Source organism: Variovorax sp. RO1, assembly GCF_002849325.1.
Lineage (GTDB): Bacteria > Pseudomonadota > Gammaproteobacteria > Burkholderiales > Burkholderiaceae_C > Variovorax.
Genome location: NZ_PKMT01000001.1, coordinates 1,992,731 through 2,018,710, shown reverse-complemented (window position 1 = coordinate 2,018,710; position 25,980 = coordinate 1,992,731). Strand labels below are relative to the sequence as shown.

At 68.4% G+C, this 25,980-nt stretch carries 26 protein-coding genes; 9 read left to right on the top strand and 17 right to left on the bottom strand.

Annotated elements, in window-relative coordinates; translation table 11 throughout:
- Positions 1 to 678, bottom strand: a complete 678-nt coding sequence (locus CY658_RS09735; RefSeq protein WP_101489909.1) for an STN domain-containing protein — start codon at positions 676 to 678, stop codon at positions 1 to 3.
- Between the two features lie 192 nt (positions 679 to 870).
- On the opposite strand from CY658_RS09735, the gene alkB reads away from it, so the two are divergent.
- The 6 genes from alkB (at position 871) to CY658_RS09705 (ending at position 6,407) form a co-directional block, all read left to right on the top strand.
- Positions 871 to 1,527: a DNA oxidative demethylase AlkB gene (gene alkB, locus CY658_RS09730; RefSeq protein WP_101489908.1), complete on the top strand. Its 657-nt coding sequence runs from the start codon at positions 871 to 873 to the stop codon at positions 1,525 to 1,527.
- Between the two features lie 9 nt (positions 1,528 to 1,536).
- Positions 1,537 to 3,360, top strand: a complete 1,824-nt coding sequence (locus CY658_RS09725) for an ABC transporter ATP-binding protein (RefSeq protein ID WP_101489907.1) — start codon at positions 1,537 to 1,539, stop codon at positions 3,358 to 3,360.
- Positions 3,361 to 3,525: 165 nt separating this feature from the next.
- On the top strand, positions 3,526 to 5,220 hold the full coding sequence (locus CY658_RS09720) for an alpha/beta hydrolase (protein WP_101489906.1): 1,695 nt from the start codon (positions 3,526 to 3,528) through the stop codon (positions 5,218 to 5,220).
- A gap of 30 nt (positions 5,221 to 5,250) precedes the next feature.
- Complete coding sequence (locus CY658_RS09715) at positions 5,251 to 5,586, top strand: YnfA family protein (RefSeq protein WP_180838905.1); 336 nt, start codon at positions 5,251 to 5,253, stop codon at positions 5,584 to 5,586.
- Positions 5,587 to 5,590: 4 nt separating this feature from the next.
- Entirely contained in the window at positions 5,591 to 5,980 is a 390-nt protein-coding gene (locus CY658_RS09710; RefSeq protein ID WP_101489905.1) for a YkvA family protein, read from the top strand.
- Between the two features lie 31 nt (positions 5,981 to 6,011).
- Positions 6,012 to 6,407: a VOC family protein gene (locus CY658_RS09705; RefSeq protein WP_101489904.1), complete on the top strand. Its 396-nt coding sequence runs from the start codon at positions 6,012 to 6,014 to the stop codon at positions 6,405 to 6,407.
- Between the two features lie 3 nt (positions 6,408 to 6,410).
- Here CY658_RS09705 and CY658_RS09700 read toward each other — a convergent pair whose 3' ends face one another.
- From CY658_RS09700 to CY658_RS09685, 4 genes are read right to left on the bottom strand one after another with little or no spacing between them, the layout of a single operon-like run.
- Positions 6,411 to 7,067 (bottom strand): DUF2894 domain-containing protein, encoded by a 657-nt coding sequence (locus CY658_RS09700; protein ID WP_257884802.1) that lies wholly within the window; start codon positions 7,065 to 7,067, stop codon positions 6,411 to 6,413.
- Positions 7,060 to 7,722 (bottom strand): OmpA family protein, encoded by a 663-nt coding sequence (locus tag CY658_RS09695; protein WP_180838904.1) that lies wholly within the window; start codon positions 7,720 to 7,722, stop codon positions 7,060 to 7,062. Before CY658_RS09695 ends, CY658_RS09700 begins: the two co-directional genes overlap by 8 nt.
- A 1-nt stretch (position 7,723) precedes the next feature.
- Complete coding sequence (locus CY658_RS09690) at positions 7,724 to 10,546, bottom strand: DUF802 domain-containing protein (RefSeq protein WP_101489903.1); 2,823 nt, start codon at positions 10,544 to 10,546, stop codon at positions 7,724 to 7,726.
- 32 nt (positions 10,547 to 10,578) lie between these two features.
- On the bottom strand, positions 10,579 to 11,283 hold the full coding sequence (locus CY658_RS09685; protein ID WP_101489902.1) for a DUF3348 domain-containing protein: 705 nt from the start codon (positions 11,281 to 11,283) through the stop codon (positions 10,579 to 10,581).
- A 629-nt stretch (positions 11,284 to 11,912) separates the two neighbouring features.
- Between CY658_RS09685 and CY658_RS09680 the strand changes: the two genes are divergently transcribed.
- The 3 genes from CY658_RS09680 to CY658_RS09670 all read left to right on the top strand — a co-directional run bounded on the left by CY658_RS09680 (position 11,913) and on the right by CY658_RS09670 (position 15,879).
- Positions 11,913 to 13,100, top strand: a complete 1,188-nt coding sequence (locus CY658_RS09680; RefSeq protein WP_101489901.1) for a calcium:proton antiporter — start codon at positions 11,913 to 11,915, stop codon at positions 13,098 to 13,100.
- 368 nt (positions 13,101 to 13,468) lie between these two features.
- The gene (locus CY658_RS09675) at positions 13,469 to 15,154 is read left to right on the top strand and encodes a sensor histidine kinase (protein WP_101489900.1); all 1,686 of its coding nucleotides are present in this window, start codon (positions 13,469 to 13,471) and stop codon (positions 15,152 to 15,154) included.
- A 29-nt stretch (positions 15,155 to 15,183) separates the two neighbouring features.
- Entirely contained in the window at positions 15,184 to 15,879 is a 696-nt protein-coding gene (locus CY658_RS09670; RefSeq protein WP_101489899.1) for a response regulator, read from the top strand.
- Positions 15,880 to 15,921: 42 nt separating this feature from the next.
- Here the strand turns inward: CY658_RS09670 and CY658_RS09665 are convergent, their stop codons facing one another.
- The 12 genes from CY658_RS09665 to cpaB all read right to left on the bottom strand — a co-directional run bounded on the left by CY658_RS09665 (position 15,922) and on the right by cpaB (position 25,969).
- A complete protein-coding gene (locus tag CY658_RS09665; RefSeq protein ID WP_101489898.1) occupies positions 15,922 to 16,839 on the bottom strand; it encodes a type II secretion system F family protein in 918 nt (305 codons plus the stop codon).
- A 12-nt stretch (positions 16,840 to 16,851) separates the two neighbouring features.
- Positions 16,852 to 17,841: a type II secretion system F family protein gene (locus CY658_RS09660; RefSeq protein WP_101489897.1), complete on the bottom strand. Its 990-nt coding sequence runs from the start codon at positions 17,839 to 17,841 to the stop codon at positions 16,852 to 16,854.
- Positions 17,842 to 17,850: 9 nt separating this feature from the next.
- Complete coding sequence (locus tag CY658_RS09655; protein WP_101489896.1) at positions 17,851 to 19,221, bottom strand: CpaF family protein; 1,371 nt, start codon at positions 19,219 to 19,221, stop codon at positions 17,851 to 17,853.
- A gap of 43 nt (positions 19,222 to 19,264) precedes the next feature.
- The gene (locus CY658_RS09650) at positions 19,265 to 20,416 is read right to left on the bottom strand and encodes an AAA family ATPase (protein WP_101489895.1); all 1,152 of its coding nucleotides are present in this window, start codon (positions 20,414 to 20,416) and stop codon (positions 19,265 to 19,267) included.
- 19 nt (positions 20,417 to 20,435) lie between these two features.
- Positions 20,436 to 20,867: a TadE/TadG family type IV pilus assembly protein gene (locus CY658_RS09645; RefSeq protein WP_101489894.1), complete on the bottom strand. Its 432-nt coding sequence runs from the start codon at positions 20,865 to 20,867 to the stop codon at positions 20,436 to 20,438.
- A complete protein-coding gene (locus CY658_RS09640) occupies positions 20,864 to 21,322 on the bottom strand; it encodes a TadE/TadG family type IV pilus assembly protein (protein ID WP_101490304.1) in 459 nt (152 codons plus the stop codon). Before CY658_RS09640 ends, CY658_RS09645 begins: the two co-directional genes overlap by 4 nt.
- Positions 21,323 to 21,327: 5 nt before the next feature.
- Positions 21,328 to 22,557 (bottom strand): Tad domain-containing protein, encoded by a 1,230-nt coding sequence (locus CY658_RS09635; RefSeq protein WP_257884801.1) that lies wholly within the window; start codon positions 22,555 to 22,557, stop codon positions 21,328 to 21,330.
- A gap of 84 nt (positions 22,558 to 22,641) precedes the next feature.
- The gene (locus tag CY658_RS33170) at positions 22,642 to 22,965 is read right to left on the bottom strand and encodes a Flp family type IVb pilin (protein ID WP_374221093.1); all 324 of its coding nucleotides are present in this window, start codon (positions 22,963 to 22,965) and stop codon (positions 22,642 to 22,644) included.
- Positions 22,929 to 23,144 carry a Flp family type IVb pilin gene (locus CY658_RS09625; RefSeq protein ID WP_101489891.1) on the bottom strand — a complete coding sequence of 72 codons (216 nt, stop codon included), beginning with the start codon at positions 23,142 to 23,144 and terminating at the stop codon, positions 22,929 to 22,931. Before CY658_RS09625 ends, CY658_RS33170 begins: the two co-directional genes overlap by 37 nt.
- Positions 23,145 to 23,277: 133 nt before the next feature.
- Positions 23,278 to 23,571, bottom strand: coding sequence for a hypothetical protein (locus CY658_RS09620; RefSeq protein WP_101489890.1), 294 nt, complete (start codon positions 23,569 to 23,571; stop codon positions 23,278 to 23,280).
- Positions 23,572 to 23,582: 11 nt separating this feature from the next.
- Positions 23,583 to 25,040 carry a type II and III secretion system protein family protein gene (locus CY658_RS09615; RefSeq protein ID WP_101489889.1) on the bottom strand — a complete coding sequence of 486 codons (1,458 nt, stop codon included), beginning with the start codon at positions 25,038 to 25,040 and terminating at the stop codon, positions 23,583 to 23,585.
- 89 nt (positions 25,041 to 25,129) lie between these two features.
- Entirely contained in the window at positions 25,130 to 25,969 is an 840-nt protein-coding gene (gene cpaB / locus CY658_RS09610) for a Flp pilus assembly protein CpaB (protein ID WP_101489888.1), read from the bottom strand.
- Positions 25,970 to 25,980: the final 11 nt, after the last annotated feature.

Here is a 25,980-nt window from a genome sequence, read left to right as displayed (position 1 = left end):
TCAGGGAAGCGCAGCGGGCGTGGCCGCGTCGCAGATGTCGGGGCGGTCGCCGGTGCGCGGCAGCAGCAGCACCGTCAGCGGCTGGTCGGCCTCGCCTTCGGGCGGGCGGTCGAGCACCAGCGTGTTCATCGCGGCCTCGAGTGCGGCGTCGCGCTGCGCGAGGCCGGTGGAACTGAGCAGCCGCGTGCGCCGCACATGGCCGCTGGGGCCGACCCACAGCTGCACCAGTGCGCGGTAGGTGCCGGGGCGCGCATGCGGCCAGCGGCACAGCGTGTGCTCCAGCGCCTGCTGCACCACGCGCGCGTCGCGCGGGGACATGGCGGGGGCGGCGGGCGCGGCCGGCGTCGTCGCAACCACGGGCGGCGCCGCCTCGGCCTCGACCAGCGTGAAGGTGCGCGCATCGGTGTGGCGCGCGGCCAGCCGTGTGCCGGCGAGCAGGCGCTGCAGCGCCTCGCGCGGCGTGAACACGCCGTGCAGCGGCGCGGATTCGAGGCCGGCGGTGAGCTGCCCGTCGAAGAACACGGACTGCCCCGTCGCCTGCGCATAGACCTGCACGGCGGTGGCCAGCGGCTGGGCCGGCAGGTCGAAGGCGATGCGCCCCGCCGCATCGGGCGAAGGCGCAGGTTCGCCGGCATGCGACACGGCCGCGAGGGACAGAATTCCGAGGATCAGGGTCAAGACACACACCCACCGTGACCGAGCAACGCGAGACATGCCGGGTCCTGTGACGAAGGAGGAATCGCAGGCGCCGGGCCGGTGCCAGGTACTGCTTTGGTGCTCGGAATGCTAGTGACGCTTTGTGACAGCTTGAATGCATTGCAAGCGCCGGCCACGGTCCGAACCGCCCCTGTCGCTGGCGACAATGCGCCCATGACGTTCGACCTTTTCGACGCCCCGCCGCGCGCCGCACGCGAGCCGATCGGTCCGGCCGCTTTCGTGCTGCCGGGCTTTGCACTGCCGCGCGTCGACGCGCTGCTCGCGGCCATCGCCGACGTGTCCGCGCGCGCGCCGTTCCGTCACCTGGTCACGCCGGGCGGCTTCACCATGTCGGTCGCGCTGACCAACTGCGGCGCGCTCGGCTGGACCAGCGACCGGCGCGGCTACCGCTACAGCGCGGTCGACCCCGACAGCGGCACGCCCTGGCCCGCGATGCCCGAGGCCTTCGCACTGCTGGCGCGCGACGCGGCGGCGCTGGCGGGCTTCGACGGCTTTGCGCCCGACGCCTGCCTGGTCAACCGCTACCAACCGGGCAGCCGGCTCTCGCTGCACCAGGACCGCGACGAGCGCGACCACGGCGCACCGATCGTGTCGGTGTCGCTGGGCATGCCGGCGGTGTTCCAGTTCGGCGGGCTCGCACGCGCCGACAAGACCGCGCGCATTCCGTTGACGCACGGCGACGTGGTGGTGTGGGGCGGCGTGGACCGGCTGCGCTTTCATGGCGTGCTGCCGCTGAAAGACATGCCGCATCCGCTGGAGGCGCAGCTCGGCGCGCAGCGCATCAACCTCACCTTCCGCAAGGCCGGCTGACGCGCACGCATGACAGACACGACGACCACCTCCACCGAATCCCCTGGCCGCGCGATCCGTGCGCTCTACGCCGCGCTGTGGCACTTCGCCGCGGGTGCGCGTGCGCAGCTGCTCGGCGCCACCGCGTTGCTCGCGAGTTCGCAGCTGATCCGCCTCTCGCTGCCCTACCTCGCGGGCCAGGCCATCAACGCATTGCAGCGCGGCGACCTGCCCACGGCGGGCCGCTGGATCGCGACGCTCGCGGCCGTGTACGTCGGCGCGTGGGCGCTGCACGGGCCGGGCCGCATCCTCGAGCGCAACGTGGGCCTGAAGGTGCGCGAGACGCTGGCCGACCAGCTCTATGCGCGCATCGCCGCCGCACCGCTCGCCTGGCACGACAGCCACCACTCGGGCGAGCTGCAGCACCGCGTGCACCAGGCCAGCCGCGCGCTCGCGGACTTCGCGCAGAACCAGTTCATCTGGCTCACCAACGCGGTCAACTTCGTCGGGCCGCTGGTGGCGCTGGCGCTGCTGTCGCGCACCAGCGGCGTGACGGCGCTCGCGGGCTATGTGCTGATCGGCGTGGTGATCGTGCGCATCGACCGCGCGCTCATGAAACTCGCGCGCGCCGAGAACGACGCCGACCGCCGCTATGTGGCCGCGCTGCTCGACTTTCTGGGCAACGCCTCGACCGTCATCGGCCTGCGGCTGCAGGGCGCGTCGCGCCTGTTGCTGCGCCGTCGCATGGCGGCCGTTTCGCTGCCGCTGAAACGCACCGTGGTGCTCAACGAAGGCAAGTGGTTCGCGGTCGACCTGATGGGTCTGGCGCTGACCTGGGGCCTGGTGGTGATCTATGTGTGGCAGGCGCGCGCGCCGGGCCAGGCCGTGATGCTGGGCGCGGTGTTCATGATCTACCAGTACGCGCAGCAGGCGGCGGGCGTCGTCACGTCGGTGGCGGCCAACTTCAGTTTCTTTGCGCGCATGCACACCGACTACAGCAGCGCCGAGCCGATCTGGCACGCGCCGACGAGCGCCACGCTCGAGGCCCCGCCCGAAGAAGTGCCGGCGCATGAACGCATCGACGCTGGAGCGCCGTGGATGCAGCTGCAGGTCGAACAGCTGCAATGGCGCCACGCCCCGCGCGGCGGCGGCACCATTGCCGACGACCCGGCGGAACCGACGCGCAGCGGCCTGCACGACGTGGCGCTCTCGCTGCACCGGGGCCAGCGCGTGGCACTGGTGGGCCCGAGCGGCGGCGGCAAGAGCACGCTGCTGCGCGTGCTGGCCGGCCTGTATGCGCCGCACGGCGGCACGCTGGCGCTCGACGGCGTGCCGACCGACTGGACGCGGCTGCGCCAGCTTGCCACGCTGATCCCGCAGGAGACCGAGCTGTTCGAGGCCAGCGTGCGCGAGAACCTGGCCTTCGGCCGCCCCTGCGACGACGAGCGCCTGCGCGCCGCGCTGCACACGAGCACCTTCGACGAGGTGCTGCAGGCCACGCGCGGCGACCTCGACAGCGCGATCTCGGAACGCGGCTTCAACCTGTCGGGCGGACAGCGCCAGCGGCTGTGCCTGGCGCGCGGCGTGCTCGCGGCCGAGGGCAGCTCGCTGCTGCTGCTCGACGAGCCGACCAGCGCGCTCGACGCCGCCACCGAAGCGCGCGTGCTGGGGCGCATCGCGGCGGCGTTTCCGCAGGCCTGCGTGATCGCCTCGGTGCACCGGCTGAGCCTGCTCGACCGCTTCGACACGGTGATCCTCATGGAGGCCGGCCACGTGCGCGACCACGGTCTGCGCGACGAGGTGCTGGCGCGCCAGCCGATGCTTCGGGAAGCTGCGGCCGGTAACAAGCAGTAGGACCCCTCCTGCGCCAGAAGGCGGCTTTCGCACCCGCCGCGCTGGCACGTCTTCTGCAACAGTATCGGCATCCATTTGTTCACGTCTGGCCCTGCGCGGACTTGTTTTGCGCGCCGGCTGCGTTCCAATCGCATGGTCCTTCTTTCCGCGAGCGTTCCCTGCCTCATGCGCCCTTCCCGTGCCACCCTTTCGCTTGCCCTGCTGGGCGCCCTGCTGGGCGCCCTGCTGGGTTTGTCGGCCTGCACCACCAGCAGCACAGCCGAGCAGCGGCAGGCCGCCGCCAGCAAGCCGCCGCAGACCGACTGCGTCGCCTGGGTCGGCGCCGACCGCAACGCGCGGGTGGGCGGCTACCTGCTGCCGCAGGCCGGCACCGCCGTGAACGCCGGCGGCCCGCGCGTGTGCGTGCCCGTGCTCATGAGCGCCTACCCCGTGCCCACCAATTACGCGGGCGGCGACTACCACGTGGGCCAGTTCACCGACGACCAGCTCAAGGCGCGCTGGCGCACCTGCAAGGCCGAGCCAGACTGCTTCGCGCGCGTGAACGCGCAGATGCAGCGCTGGCTGCCGCCCAACAAGGCGCGCGCCACGCGCGTGACCGGAGCGGTCGATCCGGCCGGACGCATCGATGCCGACAGCCCGAAGGTCGACCTGAAGCAGATCCGTCGCCCCGCCTTCTTCGCCAAGGCGCCCTACCGCGAAGGCATTGCCGAAGCCGACGCGCGCACCCACATCGTCGAGTTCACCGTGCCGCGCGACACCTTCGAGCGGCTCGACCTGAAGCTCACCGACCCGATCAAGCTGCGCGGCTGGTACCTCGAAGGCGCGGGCGTGGACGACGGCCACGGCCGCAAGGTGCGCGCCCTCGCGGTCATGGCGGCGGGCGGCGGTGGGCAACTCACGGCCCTCCAGCATCCGGACGAAGTGGCCTACCGCATCGACGCCGCCAGCGGCAAGGCCGTGCCGGTGTCTTTCCCCAACGGCACCACCGAGGCCATGGGCCAGCGCTGGTGGCGCGAGAACCTGCACGCGCTGAACAGTGCCGGCTTCGACGTGCTGGCCTACGACCGGCGCGGCGAAGGCCTGTCTGGCGGCGTGAGCGACACCAACACGCTGGAGCAAGGCGAAGACGTGTTCCGCGTGCTCGCGCAGCTCGAACACGGCCAGGGCCTGCGGCTGCTCACACCCTCGGGCCAACTGCTCGAAGGCAACGCCGCGCGCGGGCGCCTGCTCGCGGGCCAGAGGGCCAGCGAGATTCCGCTGGTGCTCGGCGGCTACTCGCGCGGCTCGATGTCGACCGCCTGGGCCCTCACGCGCAACTACGTGGCCGCCTGCAGCTTCGACATGCCCGTGCCCAACTGCACGCCGGCGCGCGGCTGGCGCAACATCCGCGGGGCCATCTTGCTGTCGTCGTTCGCCAGTGGCGCGGGCTACCTGCCCGATGCGCCCGACCTGGCCGACCGCAACCTGTTCCTCGGTGGCATGGCGGCGGACCATCACATCCTTTTCTATCCGAACTCCGCCACGCTCGCGGGCATGGACCGCTGGCCCGCCGCCTTCTTCGGCAAGGGCCTGTGGGACCGTGCCGAATCGCTCGAGGGCACCGTGGCCGCCTACAACCGCATCCGCGGCGTGAAGGAGATCGTGCTGTCGCGCGGGCCGCACGCCATCGAGACCTGGCCCGAGTCCGAACGCCGCTACCTGCGCGAGCGCATGGTGGCCTACGCGAAAGTGGTGATCGTCGGCGGGCGCACCGTGCCGGGTGCGCGGCCGTGGAAAGACTTCAAGTCGCTGGTCGCCACCACGCCCGATGTGTGGGAGCCGTCGTCGCGCCCGGGCACGGGGCCCGGACGACAGCCCTGAGATCGACAGGCCACCGCCACAATGGCGGCCATGGACCTGCTCAAGACCCTCGGACTCTTCGTCGCGACCGCGCTCGCGGAAATCGTTGGCTGCTACCTGCCCTACCTGTGGCTCAAGCAGGGCCAGTCGATCTGGCTGCTGGTGCCCGCGGCGCTGAGCCTGGCGCTCTTCGCGTGGCTGCTCTCGCTGCATCCGACCGCCGCCGGCCGCGTGTATGCGGCCTATGGCGGGGTCTACATCGGCGTGGCCATCCTGTGGCTCTGGGCGGTGGACAAGGTGACACCGTCCACCAGCGACTGGGTCGGCGTGGCCGTGTGCTTCGTCGGCATGGGCATCATCATGTTCGGGCCGCGCAGCGCGGGTTGATGGCTTGGCGCGCACGCTGAACCTCCGGGATTGGGCACGCCGCATCAAGCGCGACGCCGTCACCCTCTGGTTCGCCTGCCGTGACCCCGCCACGCCGTGGCTGCCGAAGGCGCTGTGCTGGTTCACCGTGGCCTATGCGCTGAGCCCCATCGACCTGATTCCCGACTTCATTCCCGTGCTCGGCTATCTCGACGACGTGCTGCTGCTGCCCGCGCTGATCTGGCTCGCGGTGCGGCTGCTGCCGCCCGAGGTCATCGCACGCAGCCGTGAACGTGCCGAAGAATGGATGGCGCGCACGGGTAGCCGGCCTACGAGCCGAGTCGGCATGGCCCTGGTCATCGGCGTCTGGGTGCTGGTCGCGGCTGGCTTGGCCTGGTGGCTCTGGCCACGCTGACATCAACTCATCCTCTTCACAAGGAGCCGACGTGTTCTCCCATGTCTTCTTCAGCGTCTCCGATTTCGACCGCGCCCTGGCCTTCTACGACGCGGTGATGGACGGCCTCGGCCTGGAGCGCCGCTTCTGCGACCCGGCCAAGCCGTGGGCGGGCTGGCACAGCGCGGGGCGCGCGCGGCCCTTCTTCGTGATCTGCCGACCCCACGACGGCCAGCCGCACGATGCGGGCAACGGACAGATGGCGGCGTTCACCGCCAGCACGCGGGCGATGGTCGATGCGGTGCACCGCACGGCGCTCGCGCATGGCGGCAGCTGCGAAGGCCCGCCGGGGTTCCGCACGCACTACCACCCGGACTATTACGGCGCGTACTTCCGCGACCCGGACGGCAACAAGCTGTGCGTCGTGTGCCACGACGCAGCGGGCTGAGTTTCAGCCGGCGCGGCTGCGCGAACTCTTGCGCGGGCTCTCGGTGCGCGCCACGCGCGCGGCCTCGGCGGCGGCGTTCACCTGCTCGATCCACAGCAGCGCATCGACGTGCGCCATGAAGCGCTGCAGGTACTGCGGCGACAGGTCGCGCATCAGCGTGAGTGCGCGCTGCACGAGGTGGTGCGTGTTGAGCGGGCCGGCGTTCTTCGGCACCTTGGCGAGCGATTGCGTCACGCGTTGGTCGGCGGCGAGCTTCGACCAGGTGCTGCGGAAATAGCTCAGCGTCTTGAGCTCGGGCGCGGTCGACAGGCTGGGCACGGCGTCGCCGTCAGTCGCCGCCGCATCGGTTGGAGGCGGCAGCGGCGCGAGCTGGGCGATGTGCATCATCAGCTCTGCGAGCGCGGTGTGCAGCGGTGCATCGGCCGGTGCGTCTGCCTCGGGCGCGACCTTGTCGAGATCGGCGCGGTAGGTCGCCATGAGGCTGGCCAGCCGCGCATCCAGCAGGCACCGCGCCTCGCCCTCGTGTGCCGCCGCGCGCTGCGCCATCGCCTCGATGAAGCGGAAGCGCACCGGGTCGAAACGGTCGTCGCCGCGCGCGCGCCAGGCGTCGAGCGCCGCGACGGCGTCGACCTGATCGTCGGGCGCCGTGTCGTTACTCACGGGGCTTCGCAGCGTCGGGTGTGTTCTTGGGCCGGGGCGTCGGCGCCATCTCCACGCGCCGGTTCTTCGCGCGGCCTTCAGCATCGCCATTCGAGGCCACGGCCTGCTCGGCGCCGAACGCGGCAGCGAACACCGACGACGAGGGCACGCCCTCTTCGATCAGCGCGCGCGTTACGGTGAGCGCGCGCTGGGCCGACAGCTCCCAGTTGTCGGCGAACATACGTGCGCCGTCGCGCATCTGCCTGTCGTCGGTGAAGCCGCTCACCATCAGGATCTCGTCGCGCGTCTTCAGGTAGGCGCCCAGCGGGCCCGCCAGGCTTTTCAGCAGTTGCCGGCCACCGGGTTGCAGGTCGGCGGAGTTGAAGGCGAACAGCACGCTGCCGCTGATGCCGATGCGGCCGTTGTTGAGCGTCACGCGGCCCGCGGCGAGCGGGCCGGCCAGCGCCTGTTCGAGTGCCTCGCGACGCTGCGATTCGGCGCGGCGTTGCTGCACCTCGGTTTCGAGGCGGCTCGCCAGATCCAGCTGCATGCCGAGCACGCACACCAGGATCAGCACGAACGCGCCCAGCATGCCCGCCATCAGGTCGCCGAACACCGCCCACACGGGGACGGTCGGCTCCAGGCCGGCGTCGAGGTCGATCTCGTCGCGCACCATCTCAGGCCTCGCTGCCCACAGCGGTCTGGCGGCTTGCGAACTGCTGCAGGTCTTCGACGATCTGCTTCTGCGACATGATGCTCAGGTCGATCACCTCGCGCGCCTGCGCCACGTAGTAGGCCAGCTGCTCGTCACTGCGTGCCAGCGACTTGCCGAGCGCGCCTTCGATGCGCTGCAGGTGCGCCACCAGCTTGTCGTTCGACTCGCCGAAGCGCTGCACGGCAAAGCCGAAGGCCTCGCCCAGGCTCGCCACCTCGACCGCGCCGCCGGTGATCTGCGCGGCGATGCCGGCCATCTTCTCGGTCTCGCTCTCGACCTTCTCGGTGAAGCTGCTGCCCACGCGCTCCATCATGTCGGCCGAGGCCGTGACGAGCGCATCGATGGCGCTGCGCTGTTCGGTCGAGGCGTGGTTCACCGCGCCCAGCAAGGTCTCGAGCGTGCCGAGGATGCGGCTGCGCTCTTCGAGCATGTCGTTGTCGCGCGCCATGCCGTCAGAGAGCTTCTGGCGCAGCTCGGCGATCACGTCGGCCGCGGCCTTCGGTGCTTCGGCGGCCACCTGCAGCAGCTGCGCGACTTCGGCGACGGTCTGCTTGGCATTGGCCTCGGCCTGCGCCGACATGTCGCGCACCGTTTGCGCGAGCGTCTCGCTCATCTGTTGCTGCTGGCTCAGGCTGTGTGCGCCGGCCTGCTGCCATTCCTTCTGCAGCGACGCGGCCATCGTCTCGAGCGAGCCGCTCCAGGCCGCGAGGCGTTGCGCGTCGCGCGTGGCGAGTTCGGTCTGCAGGTTGGCGTGCGCCTCGCGCACGGTGTCGAGCAGCGACGCGGCGGCGCGGGGCGCGTCTGATGCGGCCTGCAGCAGCTGCGCGACTTCGGCGACGGTCTGCTTGGCATGTGCTTCGGCCTGCGTCGACACATCGCGCGCGGCCTGCGCCAGCGTGTCGCTCAGTTGCTGCTGCTGGCTCAGCGTGTGCGCGCCGGCCTGCTGCCATTCCTTCTGCAGCGACGCGGCCATGGCTTCGAGCGACTGGCTCCAGGCCGACAGGCGCTGCGCATCGCGCGCGGCCAGTTCGGTCTGCAGGCTGGTGTGCGCTTCGCCCACGGTGCGCAGCAGCGACGCCGAATGCTGTTCGAAGGTGGCGGCCGCAGCGGCAAGTGCCTGGTGCGAATCGCCCGACAGTTTTTCGCTGACGCGCTGGTGCTGCGCAAGCGCGCTGCCCCAGGTATCGGACACGCTGCCCACGGTGCTTTCGAGGCGGGCGGACACGCCGTCGACCAGCGCGGCCGAGCGCTGCTCGAAGGTTTCGGCAAAGCGTTCGAGCGTGCCGCGCAGGTCGCTCGACAGCGCACCGCTCGCGCGCTCGTGTTCGGCCAGCGCGGCCTTCCAGGTGTCGGCGACGCCGGCGGTCGAGGCCTCGAAGCGGCCCGTGAGGCCTTCGAGCTGCCGTTCGACAGCCTGCGCCATGCCGCCCTGCAACGACGCGGCTTCGCGCGCGATGCCGAGCATGGCCGCCTCGACCACGGGCTGGATCGTTGCACCGGCGATGCGGGCAGTGTCGGTGAGGCTGTCCTTCAGCGAGCGATCGACCGATGCGGCCAGCCCGCTGTACGCGGCCTCGGCCTTCTCGTGGAAGCGGTCCTGACTGGCGACGAGGCGATCGTTCTGCGACTGGGTCTGACGTTCCAGCGCGGCCATCATCGTCTGCAGCTGGCCGACCAGCTCGGGCATCACCTTCGCCACGGGCTGGATGGTTTCACCGGCGATGCGGGCGCTGTCGGCCAGGCTGTCCTTCAGCGAGCGGTCGACCGATGCGGCCAGCCCGCTGTACGCGGCTTCGGCCTTCTGGTGGAAGCTGTCCTGGCTGGCGACGAGGCGGTCGCTCTGCGTCTGGGTCTGGCGCTCCATCGCGGCCATCATGGTCTGCAGCTGGCCGACCAGTTCGGGCATCACCTTCGCCACGGGCTGGATCGTTTCGCCGGCGATGCGGGCGCTGTCGGCCAGGCTGTCTTTGAGCGAACGATCGACCGATGCAGCGAGCCCCGTGTAGGCAGCTTCGGTCTTCTGGTGGAAGTTGTCCTGGCTGGCGACGAGGCGTTCGTTGAGCGACTGGCTCTGGCGGTCCATCGCGGCCACCATGGCCTGCAGCTGGTCGACCAGCGCGGGCATCGCGTGCGCCTGCTGCTGCATGAGCTTGAACGATTCTTCGCGGCGGTGCGCCAGCGAATGGCCGCGCAGCGAGGTCGCGATCTGCGTGTCGAGCGCCTGCCCGGCCAGCAGGCGTTCACGGCGGCACAGCGCCGAGGCCAAGCCCAGCATGGCCGATGCGGCCACGCCCGCCACCGAGGTGCCGAAGGCCAGGCCCAGGCCGCGCACGGGCGCCGACAGCGAGTTGCGGATGGCCTGCACGTCGGTCGCGCTTTCGAGCGCCAGCCCGGTGCCGTTGAGCGTGACCACCATGCCCAGGAAGGTGCCCAGCATGCCCAGCAGCACCAGCAGGCCCGCGAGGTACGGCGTGAGCGCCGGGCCTGGCAGGCCGACGCGCTCGCCTTCGATGCGCAGGCGCACCGCGTTGCGCAGCGAGGGGTGCAGGTTCGCGAGCCAATCGCCGAGGCTCGTCAGCGGCGCCGACAGGTCGTTCACCGCGCGCGACAGCGTGCCGGTGGCCTGGTGGAAGCGGTGCAGCTCCAGCGCGCCCATCAGATAGAACGCGCCGATCAGCGCCGTGATCACCAGGGCCAGCGGGTTGTGGCCGACGTAGCTGGCGCCGACCCAGCACACGACGGCCAGGCCCACGAGGAAGACGGCGTAATGGAAAAATCTGTTCATGGGAAGCTTGTTGTCTCTTGGGGGGCTGCAGGCTAGCGGGCGCGAAGGGCTTCGAGCAGGCCCTCGACCGGTTGCATGCGAATGTCCAGCTCGGCCCGCAGCACGCTTTGCATGTCGCGGCCGAACACGTTCAGCCAGCCGCCGGCGGCGGTCGGTGGCGGCTGGGGGGTGTCGGGGTTGGCGTCCTGCGTGGCCTGGGCGGCCTCACGCAAGCGCTTGAAGTGTTTCTCCAGCAGCGCCGGCACGCTCGCCAGCAGGCTGCGTTCGCGGGCGCCCACCACCTGTTCCAGGATGGCATCGACCGCGGCCAGCCGGGCCAGCTCGGGCGAACGGGTCGCCAGCCGGGCCCGCAGGCGCGCACGCAGCGGTTCGATGGCCGTTTCCATGGCCTGTTGCCGCGTGAAGTAGCGGCGGCGGTACGGCGGAAAGTCGTCGTTTGCGCCCGGCAGCACCGAGGCCACGCCGCCGTCGGCATTGGCCTTGGCCAGCGCGGCCTTCAGGCGCGCGCACTCCTGCGCCTCCTCGGCGCCCTCGGACGCCCGGACGCCGGACACGGCGACGCCCAGATCGGAATCCAAAGCTGCTGACAAGGAGATGGCATCGGTCCAACTGAACCACTGACTCAAACGATCCGCGAGGGCTTGCCTGGATTCGGGAACGTCGGTGTCGCTCAATTGAGCGAGCAAGCGAGTGAGCGCCGAGCCCGTGAAGCCTGTGCGCCGTGACACTTGCACCATACCGCGAGAGAGGGAGAAAACCGGGCAGTTTACACCGGTGAACTGGGCGGTCCTGCCCTGTGAACTGGTGCACAAAAGGCACTGCAGAAGTGAAACAGTCTGAGACAAAAACCGAGGAACAACGGGGCCTGCGACACCGCCCGTTTCCCTCTCAAAACCCACCGAATACCCAGAACAGGTGAGTGTGCTTGTTTACATTTGTCGTAAGAATGAATACTTTCATTCCCCAGGAAACCGAAGAGCCACAGAGCTCGGTCAGGGTGGGTTCTGGACTGCATGGTCGATTGGACAAATGTCGTCATCTCACTCGGTTTCCGCCTGCCCCTGCCACCCGCAAGACATGGATCGCCAGCCGCGCAGCGGGTGGATGCGCCTGTTGCCCTGGCTGCGCCTGTACCGCTGCTCGAGCTGCAACAGGATGCGGCTCCTGTCCAAGCAGAAGGTAGACAACGCCCGCCTCCTGCACGCAGCACAGGTGCGCGCACGCGGCGGCTGAGAAGGCTCGCCCGCAGTTTCCCTGCTATCATTTTTGCGTTCGTGCGCCCTGCGCGAGCCGGGCCGAGGACGACCTCGGCCTCGCACACCACCACCTTGCAAGGGACGGCCCTTCACTTCTCACGAAGTCCTTCATGGCCGACCTGCCCTCGCACCTTCCTCCTCCCGCGCCCCAAGGCGCCGGCGCCCCGCCACGCCTGGTGCCGCCCGCCACCTGGGCCCTGATCGCCGCCGCCTGGCTCGTGGTCGGGCTCTTCGTCGCTTTCGGCGACAAATGGCTGGCCGCGCCCATCAGTCCCGTGGTGGCCGGCTGCGTTTTTCTTGCGCTGTTCGTCACCATCCTGGCCGCGTCGTTCGGCGTGGTGCGCGAGGCCGACCACCTGGCGCACCAGCTGGGTGAGCCCTACGGCACGCTGATCCTGACGCTGTCGATCGTGTCGATCGAGGTGATCCTCATCGCGTCGGTGCTGCTCGGCCCGGGCGAGTTTCCGACCATCGGGCGCGACTCGATCTTCGCCGTGATGATGATCATCCTGAACCTCGTCATCGGCATCTGCCTCATCGCGGGTTCGGCCCGCCACGGCGACCAGGAATACAACGCGCAGGGCGCCACGGCCTACGTGTCGATGATCGTGCTGCTGACCGGCACGGCGCTGGTGCTGCCCAACCACACGACCGGCGCGGGCGAGTTCACGCCGGTGCAGGCGATCGGCATGTCGGTGCTCATGGCCGTGCTGTACGGCGCGTTCCTCTGGATGCAGATGCGCAGCCACCAGCGCTTCTTCATTCAGCCGGCGCCGGGGCAGATGTCGGTGCGGGAGACCGCGCCCTCACCTGCCACGCAGGCGGATCACACCCGCCTGGACAAGCGCGCCGTGGTCGTTCGTTCGCTGCTGTTGCTCGCGATGATCCTGCCGATCGTGCTGCTCGCGCACTACCTCGCGGTGGTCACCGACTACGGCATTGCCGCGGCCGGCGCGCCTGCTGCGGTGGGCGGCGTGCTCATCGCCATCATCGTGTTCACGCCCGAGTCGATCACCGCCGTGCGCGCCGCGATGAACAACGAGATGCAGCGCGCCATCAACCTGTGCCTGGGCGCCTTTGTCTCGACCGTCGGGCTCACGGTGCCGGCCGTGCTGATCATCGGGCTGGTCACGGGCAAGCAGGTGCTCATGGGCATCTCGGGCGCGGAAACGCTGCTGTTTGCGGTGACGGCGGTGTTGAGCCTGCTGAGCTTCAACGGGCAGCGCACGTCGCCGATCCAGGGGCTCATGCACCTGATGCTGTTTGCGGTCTACGGGATGCTGCTTTTCCTGCCCTGAGGCCGCGCGAAATTCGCAGCCTCAACGCGTGACCGGGTTACCCCACGGTCTGCGCCTTCGCACGACAGGCGGACGCCCCGGCGAGGTACCTCGCCCTCTCCACGGCCTCCCCCGCCTGCGCCATGCCCTCTCGCCGCCCCTGTGCAGACGCCGATTTATCTGCATGCAATCTAATGCAAATATAGTTACCAAACGTTAATGGAATGCGATTTCAATTGCTTCTGAACACAAAAGTAGTAATGTGAACTCGTCACACGTTGTGGTCTCAGGTAAGAAAAATGTATTCCAAGCTGTCACAGCCAGGCTTCGTCGTCTCCACTGCGATCTCTCGCGGTGCCTGACATGGTTCATGCACAGGATGCATCTCCATGCAAGTGCGCGGCCCCGCCCCCAGCATCGACGCCAGCCTGGCGGCGGACGCGCTCATGGTGGGACGCATGCGGCTCGTGCTGTCGATTTCGGCCCTGCTGGCGATCACGGTCGACGCCGCCGATAGCCGGAACCAGGTCCCCGCGGCCGTCTGGCTGGCCTTCCTCGGCTACATCCTTCACAGCCTGCTGATCCACATCTGCACGGCGGTGGGGCGGCCCTACTTCCAGGGCAAGGCGATCCACTGGTCCGACGTGCTGTGGTTCACGTTGATCCTCGCGGTGACCGACGGCACCCACAGCCTGTTCTTCCTTTTCTACTTCTTCGCGATCCTCACCTCCTCGTTCCGCTGGGGCTTCGAGGAAGGCGCCCGCGTGACGATCGCGTCGGTCGCCTCGTTCATCGCCTGCGGGCTGGCCACGGGCACCGACGACATGCCGCAGCTGCTGATGCGCACCGCCTTCCTGCTGGCGCTCGGGCACATGATCGTGTACTGGGGCGGCTCCAAGCTGGCGCTGCAACGGCGCCTCGCATTGCTGGGCGACGTGAGCCAGCTGTCGAACCCGCGCTTCGGCGCCGGGCGCACCATCGCCCGCACGATGGAACGCACGCTGGCCTTCTTCAGGGCCAGCCATTGCATCCTGCTGACGCGCGACCGCGCCACGGGCACGTGGCTGCTGCGCACGCTGCGCGAGGACGACGCCTGCGAACAGGTGCGCATCGAGACCATCGGCCGCCTCACGGCATCGCCGCTCATGGCCCTGGCGCCCGACAGCATCGTGCTGAGCCACCGCCGGCCCTGGCCGCTGAACCACCTGCGCGCGCAGAACCATGTCTTCGAGGCGGGCGCGACCGCCTGGCGCGCTGACGACGCAGAAGGCGCGCAGCGCTGCAGCACCATCGCCGCCCTGCTGGAGGCCCGCGCCTTCATCAGCGCGCCACTGCCGATGCGCCTGGGTGAAGGCCGGGTGTTCATCTCGTCGCGCGACGGGCGGCTCGGCAAGTCCGACGCGCTGTTCCTCGCGCACCTCATGGCGCAGATCTTCCCGGTCATCGAGACCATCGAGGTGCTCGACCGGATGGCCTCGGAAGCCGCGTCGACCGAGCGCCTGAAGATCGCGCTCGACCTGCACGACACGGCCATCCAGCCCTACATCGGCCTGCGCATGGGCCTGTGCGCGCTGCGCAAGCGCGCCACCGCCGACAACCCGCTGCGCGAAGACCTCGACAAGCTCGCGGACGTGGCCGACGGCGTGATCGCCGACCTGCGCCGCTACGCCGGCGAAGTCAGGCACGGCGCCGACGATCCCAGCGGGCTCGTACGGCCCCACCTGGAGCGCCAGGCCGCGCGGATCAAGGGCCTGTACGGCATCGACATCGACATCGTGATGGCCATCGACGCCCCGCTGCACCTGGACGACCGCGTGACCGCGGAGCTGCTGCAGATGGTGAGCGAAGGGCTGAACAACATCTGCAAGCACACCCATGCGCGCCACGGCAGCGTGCGCATCGACTGCAAGAACGGCCAGCTGGCGTTGTGCATCGAGAACGACGCCTGCCAGGAAAGCTTCACCGCTTTCCACCCCCGCTCCCTCACCGAGCGCGCCACGGCCCTGGGCGGCCAGGCGCATGTCGACCGATGCGCGAACGGCGGCACGGCGGTGCGGATCGAAATCCCGATCTGACCGCGCCGCAGACACAGGAGAAATCCGTCATGCAAACCCTCGACCACCTTGACCACCCTATTGCCGTCCTGCTCGTGGACGACCACAAGACCATGCTGTGGGGCCTGTCCAAGCTGATCGACGGCGAACAGCCGCGCATGAAGGTCGTCGGCACGGCCAGCTGTTGCGACGAAGCGGTGGCCACGGCGCAAAGCCTCGCACCCGATGTCATCGTGCTCGACCTCGACCTGGACGGCCACAGCGCACTGGACATCCTGCCCCGGCTGCTGGCCAACGAGGTGTCGCGCGTGATGGTGCTGACGGCGGAGAAAGAGCAGCGCACGCTTGACCTGGCGGTGCTGCGCGGCGCGCGCGGCGTGGTGGGCAAGGACGCCTCGGCGCAACAGCTGCTCGACGCCATCGAGCGCGTGTTCCGCGGCGAACTCTGCGTCGACGCGCAGACCATGGGGCGCGTCTTCTCCGAGCTCACGGCGGCGAAGAAGCCGTCAAAGGCCGACCCCGACGCGGCGCGGCAGGCCACGCTGACGCACAAGGAGCGCGAGATCATCCGCATCGTCGCGACGGGCTGCGGCGCCTCCAACAAGGCGCTCGCCGAGCGCGCCTTCGTTGCCGAGCACACGCTGCGCAACCACCTCTGCGCGATCTACCAGAAGCTGGGCGTCACGAACCGGCTCGAGCTGTACATCTACGCGATCAAGCACCAGCTCGACACGCTGGCGGCCTGATCCGCTGCAGCGGCGCACGCGGCGCGCCGCGTGCGCGCCCGCTCACAGCTGCCCGCCGCTCAGCATCGGCCCGATCATCCGGATCACGCGGATCGCCGCCGGCGTCAGGATCACCATCGAGATGCACGGAAAGATGCACAGCACCAGCGGCAGCAGCATCTTGGTCGGCACCTTCGCCGCCAGCTCCTCGGCGCGCACCTGGCGCTTGTGGCGCAGGTCGTCCGAGAACACGCGCAGCGACTCCCCGATGCTGGTGCCGAAGCGGTCCGCCTGGGACAGCATGGTCGCGAAGGTGCCTATTTCTTCCACGCCCGTGCGCAACGCGAGGTTGCGCAGCGACTTCTCGCGCGTGCCACCGGCGCGCATTTCCAGGTTGGTCCAGTGCAGCTCCTGTGCGAGCGCCTGGCTCTTGATCTTGATTTCCTCGGTGACCTTGACCAACCCCGCGTCCAGTCCGAGCCCCGCCTCCACGCACACCAGCATGAGGTCGGCGGCGTCGGGAAAGTTCTCGAAGATCTCGCGGCGCCGCGCACGGATGCGCAGGCGCAGCACCAGGTTGGGCAGGTAGCAGCCGACCAGCGCGGCCAGCGCGAGCCACAGCAGCATGTCAATGCCGCCCTCCGCCCCCGCCGCGCGCAACGCAACGAACGCGAGAGCCGCGAAGCCCAGCGGCAGCAGCGTCTTCAGGCCGAAGTAGACAAGGTACGCATCCGGATGGCGGATGCCGGCGTTCAGGAAGCGCACGCGCAGCGGCGACAGATCGGCGTCGCCGGTCGGGGACGACAGCTGCGCGAACGGGCCGACGAGCTTGACGGCCGTCTCGGTCCAGGCCGACTTGCCGGACGACGGCGCCACCGCCTGCAGTCGCTGCGCGGTGCGCGTCGGGGACAGCCACGCCGCCAGGCCGATGACGGTCAGCGACACGGACAGAAAAACCAGGATGGGGAACAGCAGGGCCATGGCGCTTCTCCTTCAGACGCGAATCTTCACGATCTTGCGCAGGAGCACGATGCCCACGAGCATCAGCACCAGCATGTAGCGCAGCACCGACTGGCCGATCGGATCGGTCCACAGCGGCGACATGAACTCGGGATTGAAGATGTTCATGAGTACCGCCAGGGCGAACGGCATGATGCCCAGGATCCAGGCCGACAGCCGCCCTTCGGACGACAGCACCCGCACCCGCGCGAGCAGCTTGAAGCGCGCGCGGATCAGCCGGCTCAGGTTGCCCAGCACCTCGGTGAGGTTGCCGCCCGAATCGCGCTGGATCAGCACCGACACCACGAAGTAGCGCAGGTCGGTGAGCGGCACGCGCTCGCTGAGGTTGGTCAGCGCCTGCTGCAGCGAGACGCCGAAATTCACCTCGTCGGCCACCAGGCGGAACTCGCTGGCGATCGGCTCGGGCATTTCCTCGCCGATCATCTGCACGCCACTGGCAAAGGAGTGGCCCGCACGCAGGGCGCGCGTCACAAGGTCCAGTGCATCCGGCAGCTGCTTTTCGAGACGCTCCAGCCGGTGGCTGCGCTTGTGCTGCAGGTACAAGACAGGAAGCGCTGCCGCCACGGCCCCGGCCACAAGCGCCAGCACCACCGGCTGGCGCGCCACCCACACGGCGCAGAACGCGAACACGCCGAGCACACCGCAGGCCAGCAGGAAGCTGGACACCGTCCAGTCCAGCCCCGCCTGCAGGATGAAACGGTCCAGCCGGTGCGCCCGCGGCAGTGCCAGCAACTGGCGCTGCATCCAGGGCACGTCGCTGAGCATGCGTTCCTTGGCGAGATGGGCCTGCGGCGTGCGGTCGATCGCGGCGGACATCGCCTGCAGCCGCTTCTCGATCTTGCGCGCGTCGGGCCCCTTGTAGGACCGCCACAGCAGGTAGAAGCCCTCGATCATGAGCAGCGCGGTCACGAAGACCAGCACCGTGACCGTGATCAGCGTGTCACCACCCAGGTTGTCGAACATGGCGAGCTCCTATTCGTAGTGCTTTTCGGGATCGAAGATGGTGTCGGGCAGCTCCACGCCAAACGCATGCAGCCGCTCCATGAACTTCGGCCGCACGCCGGTCGCATGGAAATGACCGCGCACCTGGCCGTCGGGGCCCATGCCCGTCTGGTGGTAAGTGAAGATCTCCTGCATGGTGACGATCTCGCCCTCCATGCCGGTGATCTCCTGAATGCTGGTGACCTTGCGCCGCCCGTCGACCAGCCGCAGCACCTGCACCACCACCGTGATCGCCGAGGCGATCTGCTGGCGCACCGTGCGATGCGGCAGGTTCAGGTTGGCCATGCCGATCATGTTTTCGAGCCGCGCCAGCGCATCGCGCGGCGTGTTGGCGTGGATGGTGGTGAGCGAGCCTTCGTGGCCGGTGTTCATGGCCTGCAGCATGTCGACCGCCTCGGCGCCGCGCACCTCGCCGATCACGATGCGGTCGGGCCGCATGCGCAGCGCGTTGCGCACCAGCGCACGCTGCGTGATCTCGCCCTTGCCTTCGATGTTCATCGGCCGCGTCTCCATGCGCGCGACGTGCGGCTGCTGCAGCTGGAGCTCGGCCGCATCCTCGATGGTGATGATGCGTTCGGTCTCCGGAATGAAGCCCGAGAGAATGTTCAGCAGCGTGGTCTTCCCTGCCCCGGTGCCGCCCGAAATCAGCATGTTGACCTTGGCCTGGGCCAGGCCTTCGAGCATCTGCGCCATCGGCGGCGTGAGCGACTTGAGGTCGCCCACCAGGTTGTTCATGCGCAGCGGAATCTTCGCGAAGCGACGGATCGACATCATCGGCCCGTCCAGCGCCACCGGCGCAATGACGGCGTTGACCCGCGAACCGTCGGGCAGCCGCGCATCGACCATGGGGCTGGACTCGTCGATGCGGCGCCCGACCAGCGAGACGATCTTGTCGATGATGCGCAGCAGGTGCTTCTCGTCGGTGAAGCTCACGTTGGTCAGCTCCAGCCGGCCCCTGCGCTCCACGTAGATCTGGTCCGGCGAGTTGACCAGGATGTCCGACACGGTCGGGTCGGCCATCAGCAGTTCGATGGGCCCGAAGCCCAGCATCTCGTGCTGGATGTCGCGAATCAGCGTGCGCCGCTCGATGTCGTTGAGTGCCTCGGGCTCTTCCTGCAGGAGCCGCCCGACCATGGTCGAGATTTCCTGCCGCAGCGCGTCGGGCTGCAGGGTTTCGAGCGCCGCCAGGTCGAAGCGCTCCAGCAGCTTCAGGTGCATGCGTTCCTTCAGCTGCTTGTAGGTGTCCGAGGCGAAGGGCGACGCGGTCAGCTCGAGGACCGGCCCCGCCGGCCGCGCCCCGGCATCGCCGTCGATCGCATTGAGTTGGTCCCTGAATGACATGGTTGGCACCTCCGCCTGGGTATTGATGGGAATCCGTTGCGTCTCAGGCACGGCGGAACAGCCGCCCCATGAAGCCGGGTGTCACCTCCGGCCGCGGGCTGAGCGTGTGGGCGATCTCGTCGAGGCGCTTGGCGAGCGCGCTGCCGCGCGACATCTCCGCCAGCGGCACGCCGCGGTTGATGGACGCGTCGACGTCCTTGCCGCCGTCCGGCACGGCCGTGAACGTCGCACCTGGCAGCGACCGGCGCATGTCGGACAGCCCGATCTCGCCGCCGCCGGTGCTGCGGTTCACCAGCAGTTCGACCTTGCCGGGACCGTAGCCGAGCGACTTGAACACCTGCATCAGGCGCGTCACGTTGCGGATGTGCGGCAGGCTGGTCTGCAGCACGGGGAAGATGCGTTCGGCGCGGTCGAGCACGCGCAGCGTGAGCGTGTCGATGCGCGTACCGAGGTCGAAGATCACGAAGTCGTACTGTGCGAGCGCCACCTGCAAAATCGCATCGATGTGCTCGGCCTTGACGTCCATCGCGCGCGCCAGGTCCTCGGGCGCGGGCAGGATGCTGTAGCTCGGCGACACGCGCACCACGCTCGCTGCGAGCAGCGAGGCATCGAGGCGCCCGATGTCGCGCGCCACGTCGGCCATCGTCGCGGTCGGGCGCAGGTCGCTCACATACGACAGCGCGTCGCCGAACTGCAGGTTCAGGTCAATCAGCAGCACCGAGCGCTCGCGCGACAGCTGGTGCGCGATGTTGGTCGCAAGAAAGGTCGCGCCGCTGCCGCCCTTGCAGGGCATGAACGCCACCACCCGCCCCGGGCTGCGCGTCTGCGAGCCGGCCATCTTGAGCGCGATGCGATCGACGGTGGCCTCGAGCGCGGCGGCGTCGGCGGGCGACGGCAGCACCTCGCGCACGCCCGCGCGCATCGAGTGGATCAGGAACTCGGGCGTCTGCATCGCGCACAGCAGCACCACCGCCACCGACGGATGCCGCAGCGTCAGCGCCTCCACCAGCGAGAGCTCCTGCGGGTCGCAGCACATGCCGTCGACCAGCAGCAGGTCGGGCGCGACCTTCTCGACGACCGCCTGCATCCGGCTCTTGCCGCCTTCGAAGAGCGACACGGCATGGCCGCGCGGCTCCAGCACCTTGCGCATGTCCTGCAGGTGGTTCGGATTGGGAGAAACGATGGCGATCTTCATGGTCGTGTCCGGTGTGCTGTCAGGAACAGATGGCCGCGCTGTTCGGGTCCTTGCGCATGACCTCGCGCGGCAGGTACGTGGAGAACTCGGGCATGGGGATCAGCGGCCCAGCGGCGCCCACGATGGGAGAAATCCACTGGTAGTTCAGGCCGGTGATGCCGACGGTGACACCCTGGCACGTGGCAGCCGTGCAGCCCGAAGGCTCCCACGTCACCGACACCGTGTTGATCTGTGGCAGCAGCGCCTGCATCCGAGCGAGCACCTGGGCCTGGTAGGCGGTGTCGTCGCACACCACCGCATACCGGGCTCCCGCGCGCGTGGCCTCCTGGGCCGCGCTCCACGTGAACAGCATGCGCGAGAAGTCGACGATGCCCAGAACGAGCATGAGGAAGATGAGCAGGCCCAGGGCGAATTCGACGGTGGTCGCGCCGTTGACGTGGTGGTGTCTCATGACGGAGCCCTCATGGTGGCGGTGATGTCGCTGAAGACGATGTCGCCGTTCGCATTGGCGAAGACCACGCCGATCACCGAAGGGAACAGCGAATGGAAGGTGAAGCTGCTGACGCGCACCGTGACCGTGGTGATGATCGGGCTCGCCCCGGCCGCCTGCCAGGTGCAGCAACTGCCGGACGGCACGTTCGAGAGGCTCAGCCCGCGCGCCAGCGGCGCTCCGGTGCCGGCGGTGTTGCCGTACACGATCAGGTTGCGCGCCTCGGCGACATGCGTGTTGGGTGTCTGCACCGACAGGTAGCGCACCGCGTCGCGGGTTGATTTGACGACCGTGTTGTACTCGTACACCGCACGGCCGAACTCGGTGGTGATGAAGGTCAGCAGCAGCAGCAGCGGCGTGATGAGCGCCAGCTCGATCAGTGCGGTGCCATGCTGGGTGCGACGGGAATTTTTCATGATGCTCACCTCACCAGGACCGGAACCAACGGGCCTGCCGATCCACCGGCCAGTCCACTGGTGGTGCAGGGGCTGCCTGCGGCTCCCGCGTTGCCGAGGAATTCCAGCTGCGTGTCGGTCATCGGAATGCTCAGCGGCTGCAGCATCAACATGCAGAGGTAGTCGATCACGTGGTTGCCGCCGTCGATGACCGGCACCGTGACGAAGCGGCGGTCCATGCCGTACTGCATGTGGCCTCCGGCCACGTTGCCGGGATTGGCCAGCTTCTGAAAACTGTTGAGCGACAGCCCGGTGATCGATTCGCAGCTGTTCGCGCCGTTCACTTTGGTGCCGGTGTCGGCGCACGAAGCGAAGGCCGCCCGCTTGGCCAGGAAGTTCTGGGCGCCCGCGGGCACCCCAGGGGGCGGGCCGCTATAGGCATTGAACTGCGCGGGCCAGTTGAGCGGGGTGTAGGCGTACCCGGTGTAGTCAGGCCGCACGATGCTCGGATCGCTGCTGTTCTTGTAGATGCCGAAGCGCTGGTTCCAGACGTCGGCCACCGAAGTCTGCACGCCGGGGGTGCCAATCGTGTCGCCCACCTTGGCGCCACAGCGGCCGCTGAGCTCGGCTTCGGTTTCCGAGGCGCTGTTGCTGCCGTCGAGGTTGGCCCAGCCGATCTGGCCGCCCACGGCCGCGTTCTGCGCCATGATGAGCGTCACCCATTCGCCGACGATGAAGCCGTAGTTCGGCGCCGTGCCGCCCGGCTTCGGCTTCGCCCCGACCGGAATGGGGCATGCGGTCTGTGCGCTCGCGCGGGTGGCGACCGCGCTCGCCGCCACGCTGCGTGTCGCAGGGTTGCCGACGGTATCGCCCGACAAGGCGCCGATGACCTGCATCAGCCACATCTTGATGTTGGGCTGGCTGTGTGCACACTGCGCGTAGACGGCCGCGGCGGGATCGATCGTGGGCGCATAGGAAGCGTCGCGGAACGTGACTTCAGTGGCCACGATCTGGCCCTGCCCGCCCCAGGTGGCCGACTGCATGTTCACCCGATTCGCGTTGCCAGCCGTCTGGCCGGCGCTCTTGCCCCGAGTGATAGCCGAATTCGCCTTGTCGAGCTCGCGCGCCGCGGCCAGCGCGCAACTGTCCACCGCCGTCTGCAGCTCGGTCCTGACGATGAACAAATGGCCGAAATCGAGCGCAATGCCCATGAAGCCGAGCAGGAACAACAGGAGCAGCGCAGCCGTGACGATCATTGCACCGCGCTGGCGGCGGGGGGAGCGACGGGCTTTCATGATCGGTCCTCGGTCTGGACGATGAAAAAGAGGATGCCGGGTGCGTCACGCGCAACCGTTGCCAGCCAGGCAATCGGCCACACGGGTGACCACGGTGTCGAAACTTGTCGCAATCGACGCCGGTTGCAGCGCGATCACAAGCACGATGGAAATGACGGCGATGATCAAGGCGTACTCGACCACCTGGGCGCCGTCTTCGTTTGTCAGCAAGGTCTTGAACATGGTGATGACCCCGTTTCGTTGTGGTGGAAAGTCGCGCAAAGACATCAGGAATTGCGGAAGAAAGCGAGCCTCGAGGAAAAGCCCACCGTCTTCCGCCCTCCCAACACGTTTCAGATGCAGGCGTTCGGCGCCGTCGAGGTCAGGCACGTATTGACGCGAGCGATGAAGCCCGAGAAGGTGGTCCCTGTGGTGAGGGCTCTCAAGGCAACAACCAGCGCGATCGAAACGACCGCAATGATCAGCGCGTACTCGACGACCTGGGCGCCTTCTTCGTCGCGCAGCAAACCGCTCACGGATTGACCAATGGTTTGGAAAAACTTGTTCATGGCTCTTTCCTTTCAAGGGATGGACTACAGAAAATCAGATTGAAAAAACAAGGAATCGAATGTCATGCGTGTCGTGGCGTTCTCCTTTCCATGAGGAAGCTGTTGCAAAACAGGTCCGCAAGATCGCGGTCTTTCATTTCCCCGAGCCGCCGCCCTGGCCGCCGATCTGCCCACCGATGTTGATGACGTTGACTGCCGGCGGCGGCGACTTGTAGGACTCGTGGTACTGATGCATCGACTCGCGCGACGCGCGGCCGTCCATGCCCGTGACCGGATCGCCGTTCTTGCCGGCGTTCGGGTTCAGCGTCATCTTCTTTCTGGCATCGCGCACGGCTTCTCCGAAGCGCGCGTCGTAGTGGGGCGTGACGCTCGAGCAGCCTGCTGCCAGGAGGCATGCGAGCACGAGGGGTGTCGATCGAATGAACATGGCGGGGCTCCTCACGGGGTTTCGCTGGCCGGGGCGGCCGGGGCCGGGGTGCTGCTTTCGAGGGCCCCGTTGAGATAGATCTCTGCGCGGCTGGGCAGCACGTGGTTGTCGGTCGGTACGCGCGGCGACTCGGCCAGCGGTCGCACCAGGCGCGGTGTGATCACGAACATCAGCTCGGTCTGTTCGTTCTGGAACTCGGTGCTGCGAAACAGCGCGCCCATCACCGGCACTTCGCCCAGGCCCGGATAGCGCTTGATGGCCTCCGTCGCGTTGCTCTTGATGAGCCCGGCAATGACGAAGCTTTGTCCGTCGTTGAGCTGCACCGTGGTATCGGCGCGCCGCACCGTGAGCGAAGGCACGACGGATGTCACGCCCCCGACCGTGGTAAAGGGCGAGCCGGTCTGCGACAGGTCCGACACCTCGGACACCATCTTGAGATTGATGCGGTCGCCGTTGAGCACCGTCGGCATGAACTTGACGCCGATGCCGAACTCTTTTTCTTCCAGCGTGATGGTGCTCCCGGTCGTGCCTCCGCCGTTCTGCGCCACCGGAATGAAGATCTTGCCGCCCGACAGGAAGCTGGCCTGCTGGCCGCTGATGGCCATGATGTTGGGCTCGGCCAGGATGCGCACCAGGCCGTCGTCCTTCTGGCCGTCGATGGTCACCACGCCGCGGCCGATGCGCAGCGCCTCGACCAGGCCGCCGCCTGCGCTCAGGAAGTTGGAGATCAGCGAGTAGTTGTGCAGCCCGCCGCCGCTCATGCGCGAGATGCCGATGCGCGCACCCAGCCGGTCGAGCAGGGTCTTGCTGACCTCGGCGATCTTCACCTCGAGCATCACCTGCTGAGGGGCCCCGACGCGCAGCAGGTTCACCACCTTCTTGCCTTCGGCGCCGTAGGCCGAGGCCAGGCTCATCACATCGTCGAGCTTCAGCGCGTCGCTGATCTCGCCGGTGAGCACGATGGAGCGCTCGGCGCTGCGCACGCGGATGCGGCGCTCTTCGGGCATCAGCTCGGCCAGCTTGGCCTGCAGCGCCCCGGGATCGACGGTGACGATCACGTCCTTGATGTAGCAGGTGCCGTCGGCACTTTGCAGCACCACGTTCATCGAGCCGGCCTGGCGACCGCGGAAGAACAGGTCGGTCGGGCTCAGCAGCGTGACCTCGATGTCGGCCACGCCGTCGCCCACGTTCGTCGTGGGCGCCGGCATCGCTGCTGCGGGCTGCGCCGGCGCCGCTGGCGCGGCCGACCGGCCCTGCGGCTGCCCGCCGACCACGATGCGCACGACGCGCGCCTTCAGCGGAATGACCACCGACTTGCCGAGCATGGCGTGCGTCGGCTGGTCGTCCGGAATGATGGCGGTGCAGCGCCGGCTGGCCGGGGCTGCGGGCGCTGCCGCAGCAGCAAGTGCGGCAGGCGCAGGCATGGCGGCGGCCGTGACCGGGGCGGTTGCCACGACATCCGCGGCCATGGCGGGTGTCGCCACTGTCGCGAAGGTCGCCAGCAGACGGGCGATGGTTGTTGTGAGTGGGCGCACTTGGTGTTCCTCCTGGCGTTCGATCAGAAACAGGTGAGCGAGCTGCCTGCGTGCTGGATCACTTCCACGCACTCGGAGGCTCGCGGCGTGGCGGGACCTGCCTGCCGTGCACGCGGACGGGCCGGTGCGGCTGCGACGGAGACCGGCACGAGATCTTTCTTCTCGCCGAACAGCTGTCCCTTGGTAATGCCCAGGGTGGCGACCGTGGTCTTGTCCATCTGGTTGCGCAGCACCAGCGACAGGGTGCCCACGCTGCGTGCCAGGTCGAGCTTTTCGGAGTCTTCGAGCGAGAGCTCGAGCGTCACGGCGCTCACGACCTTCGGCTTGGTGTCGTCGCGATTGGCCTCCTGGGCCACCGCCAGCACCAGCACCTTCTCGAGCACGGTCTTGCTGATCTGCAGCCCGTCTTCGCCGCGCCCCTTGTCCTGCTGGGCGTTGACCATCACGTCGACGTAGTTGCCCGGCAGCGCGAAGCCGGCGACGCCGACGACGTCATTGACGCGCACCGTCATGGCCCGTTTGCCGCTGGCGATCACCGCCGACAGCCCGCCCTGCGTGCCCACCGGCGCCAACTTGCCCTCCATGAGCGCTTCGCCGCGCAACACGCCGACCTTCACCACCCGGTCGTTGAGCGCCTTGATGTCGCTGAAAGCGCCGTTCGGTATCGAGCCGCTGGGCCAGTCGACCGTGGACAGCATTTGCGCGTTGACGCGGCTGCCCAGGTCGATGTCGACCGCCGCCACCACGACCTTGTTGGACGCGATGCCGCTTTGTCGCGAGACCCAGCCGGTCGCGTAGACCGCGGCCGCCAGCCCGAACAGCAGGGCCAGAAAGATCAGCCCGATCGCCTTGATGTTCTTCATACGAACCTCCG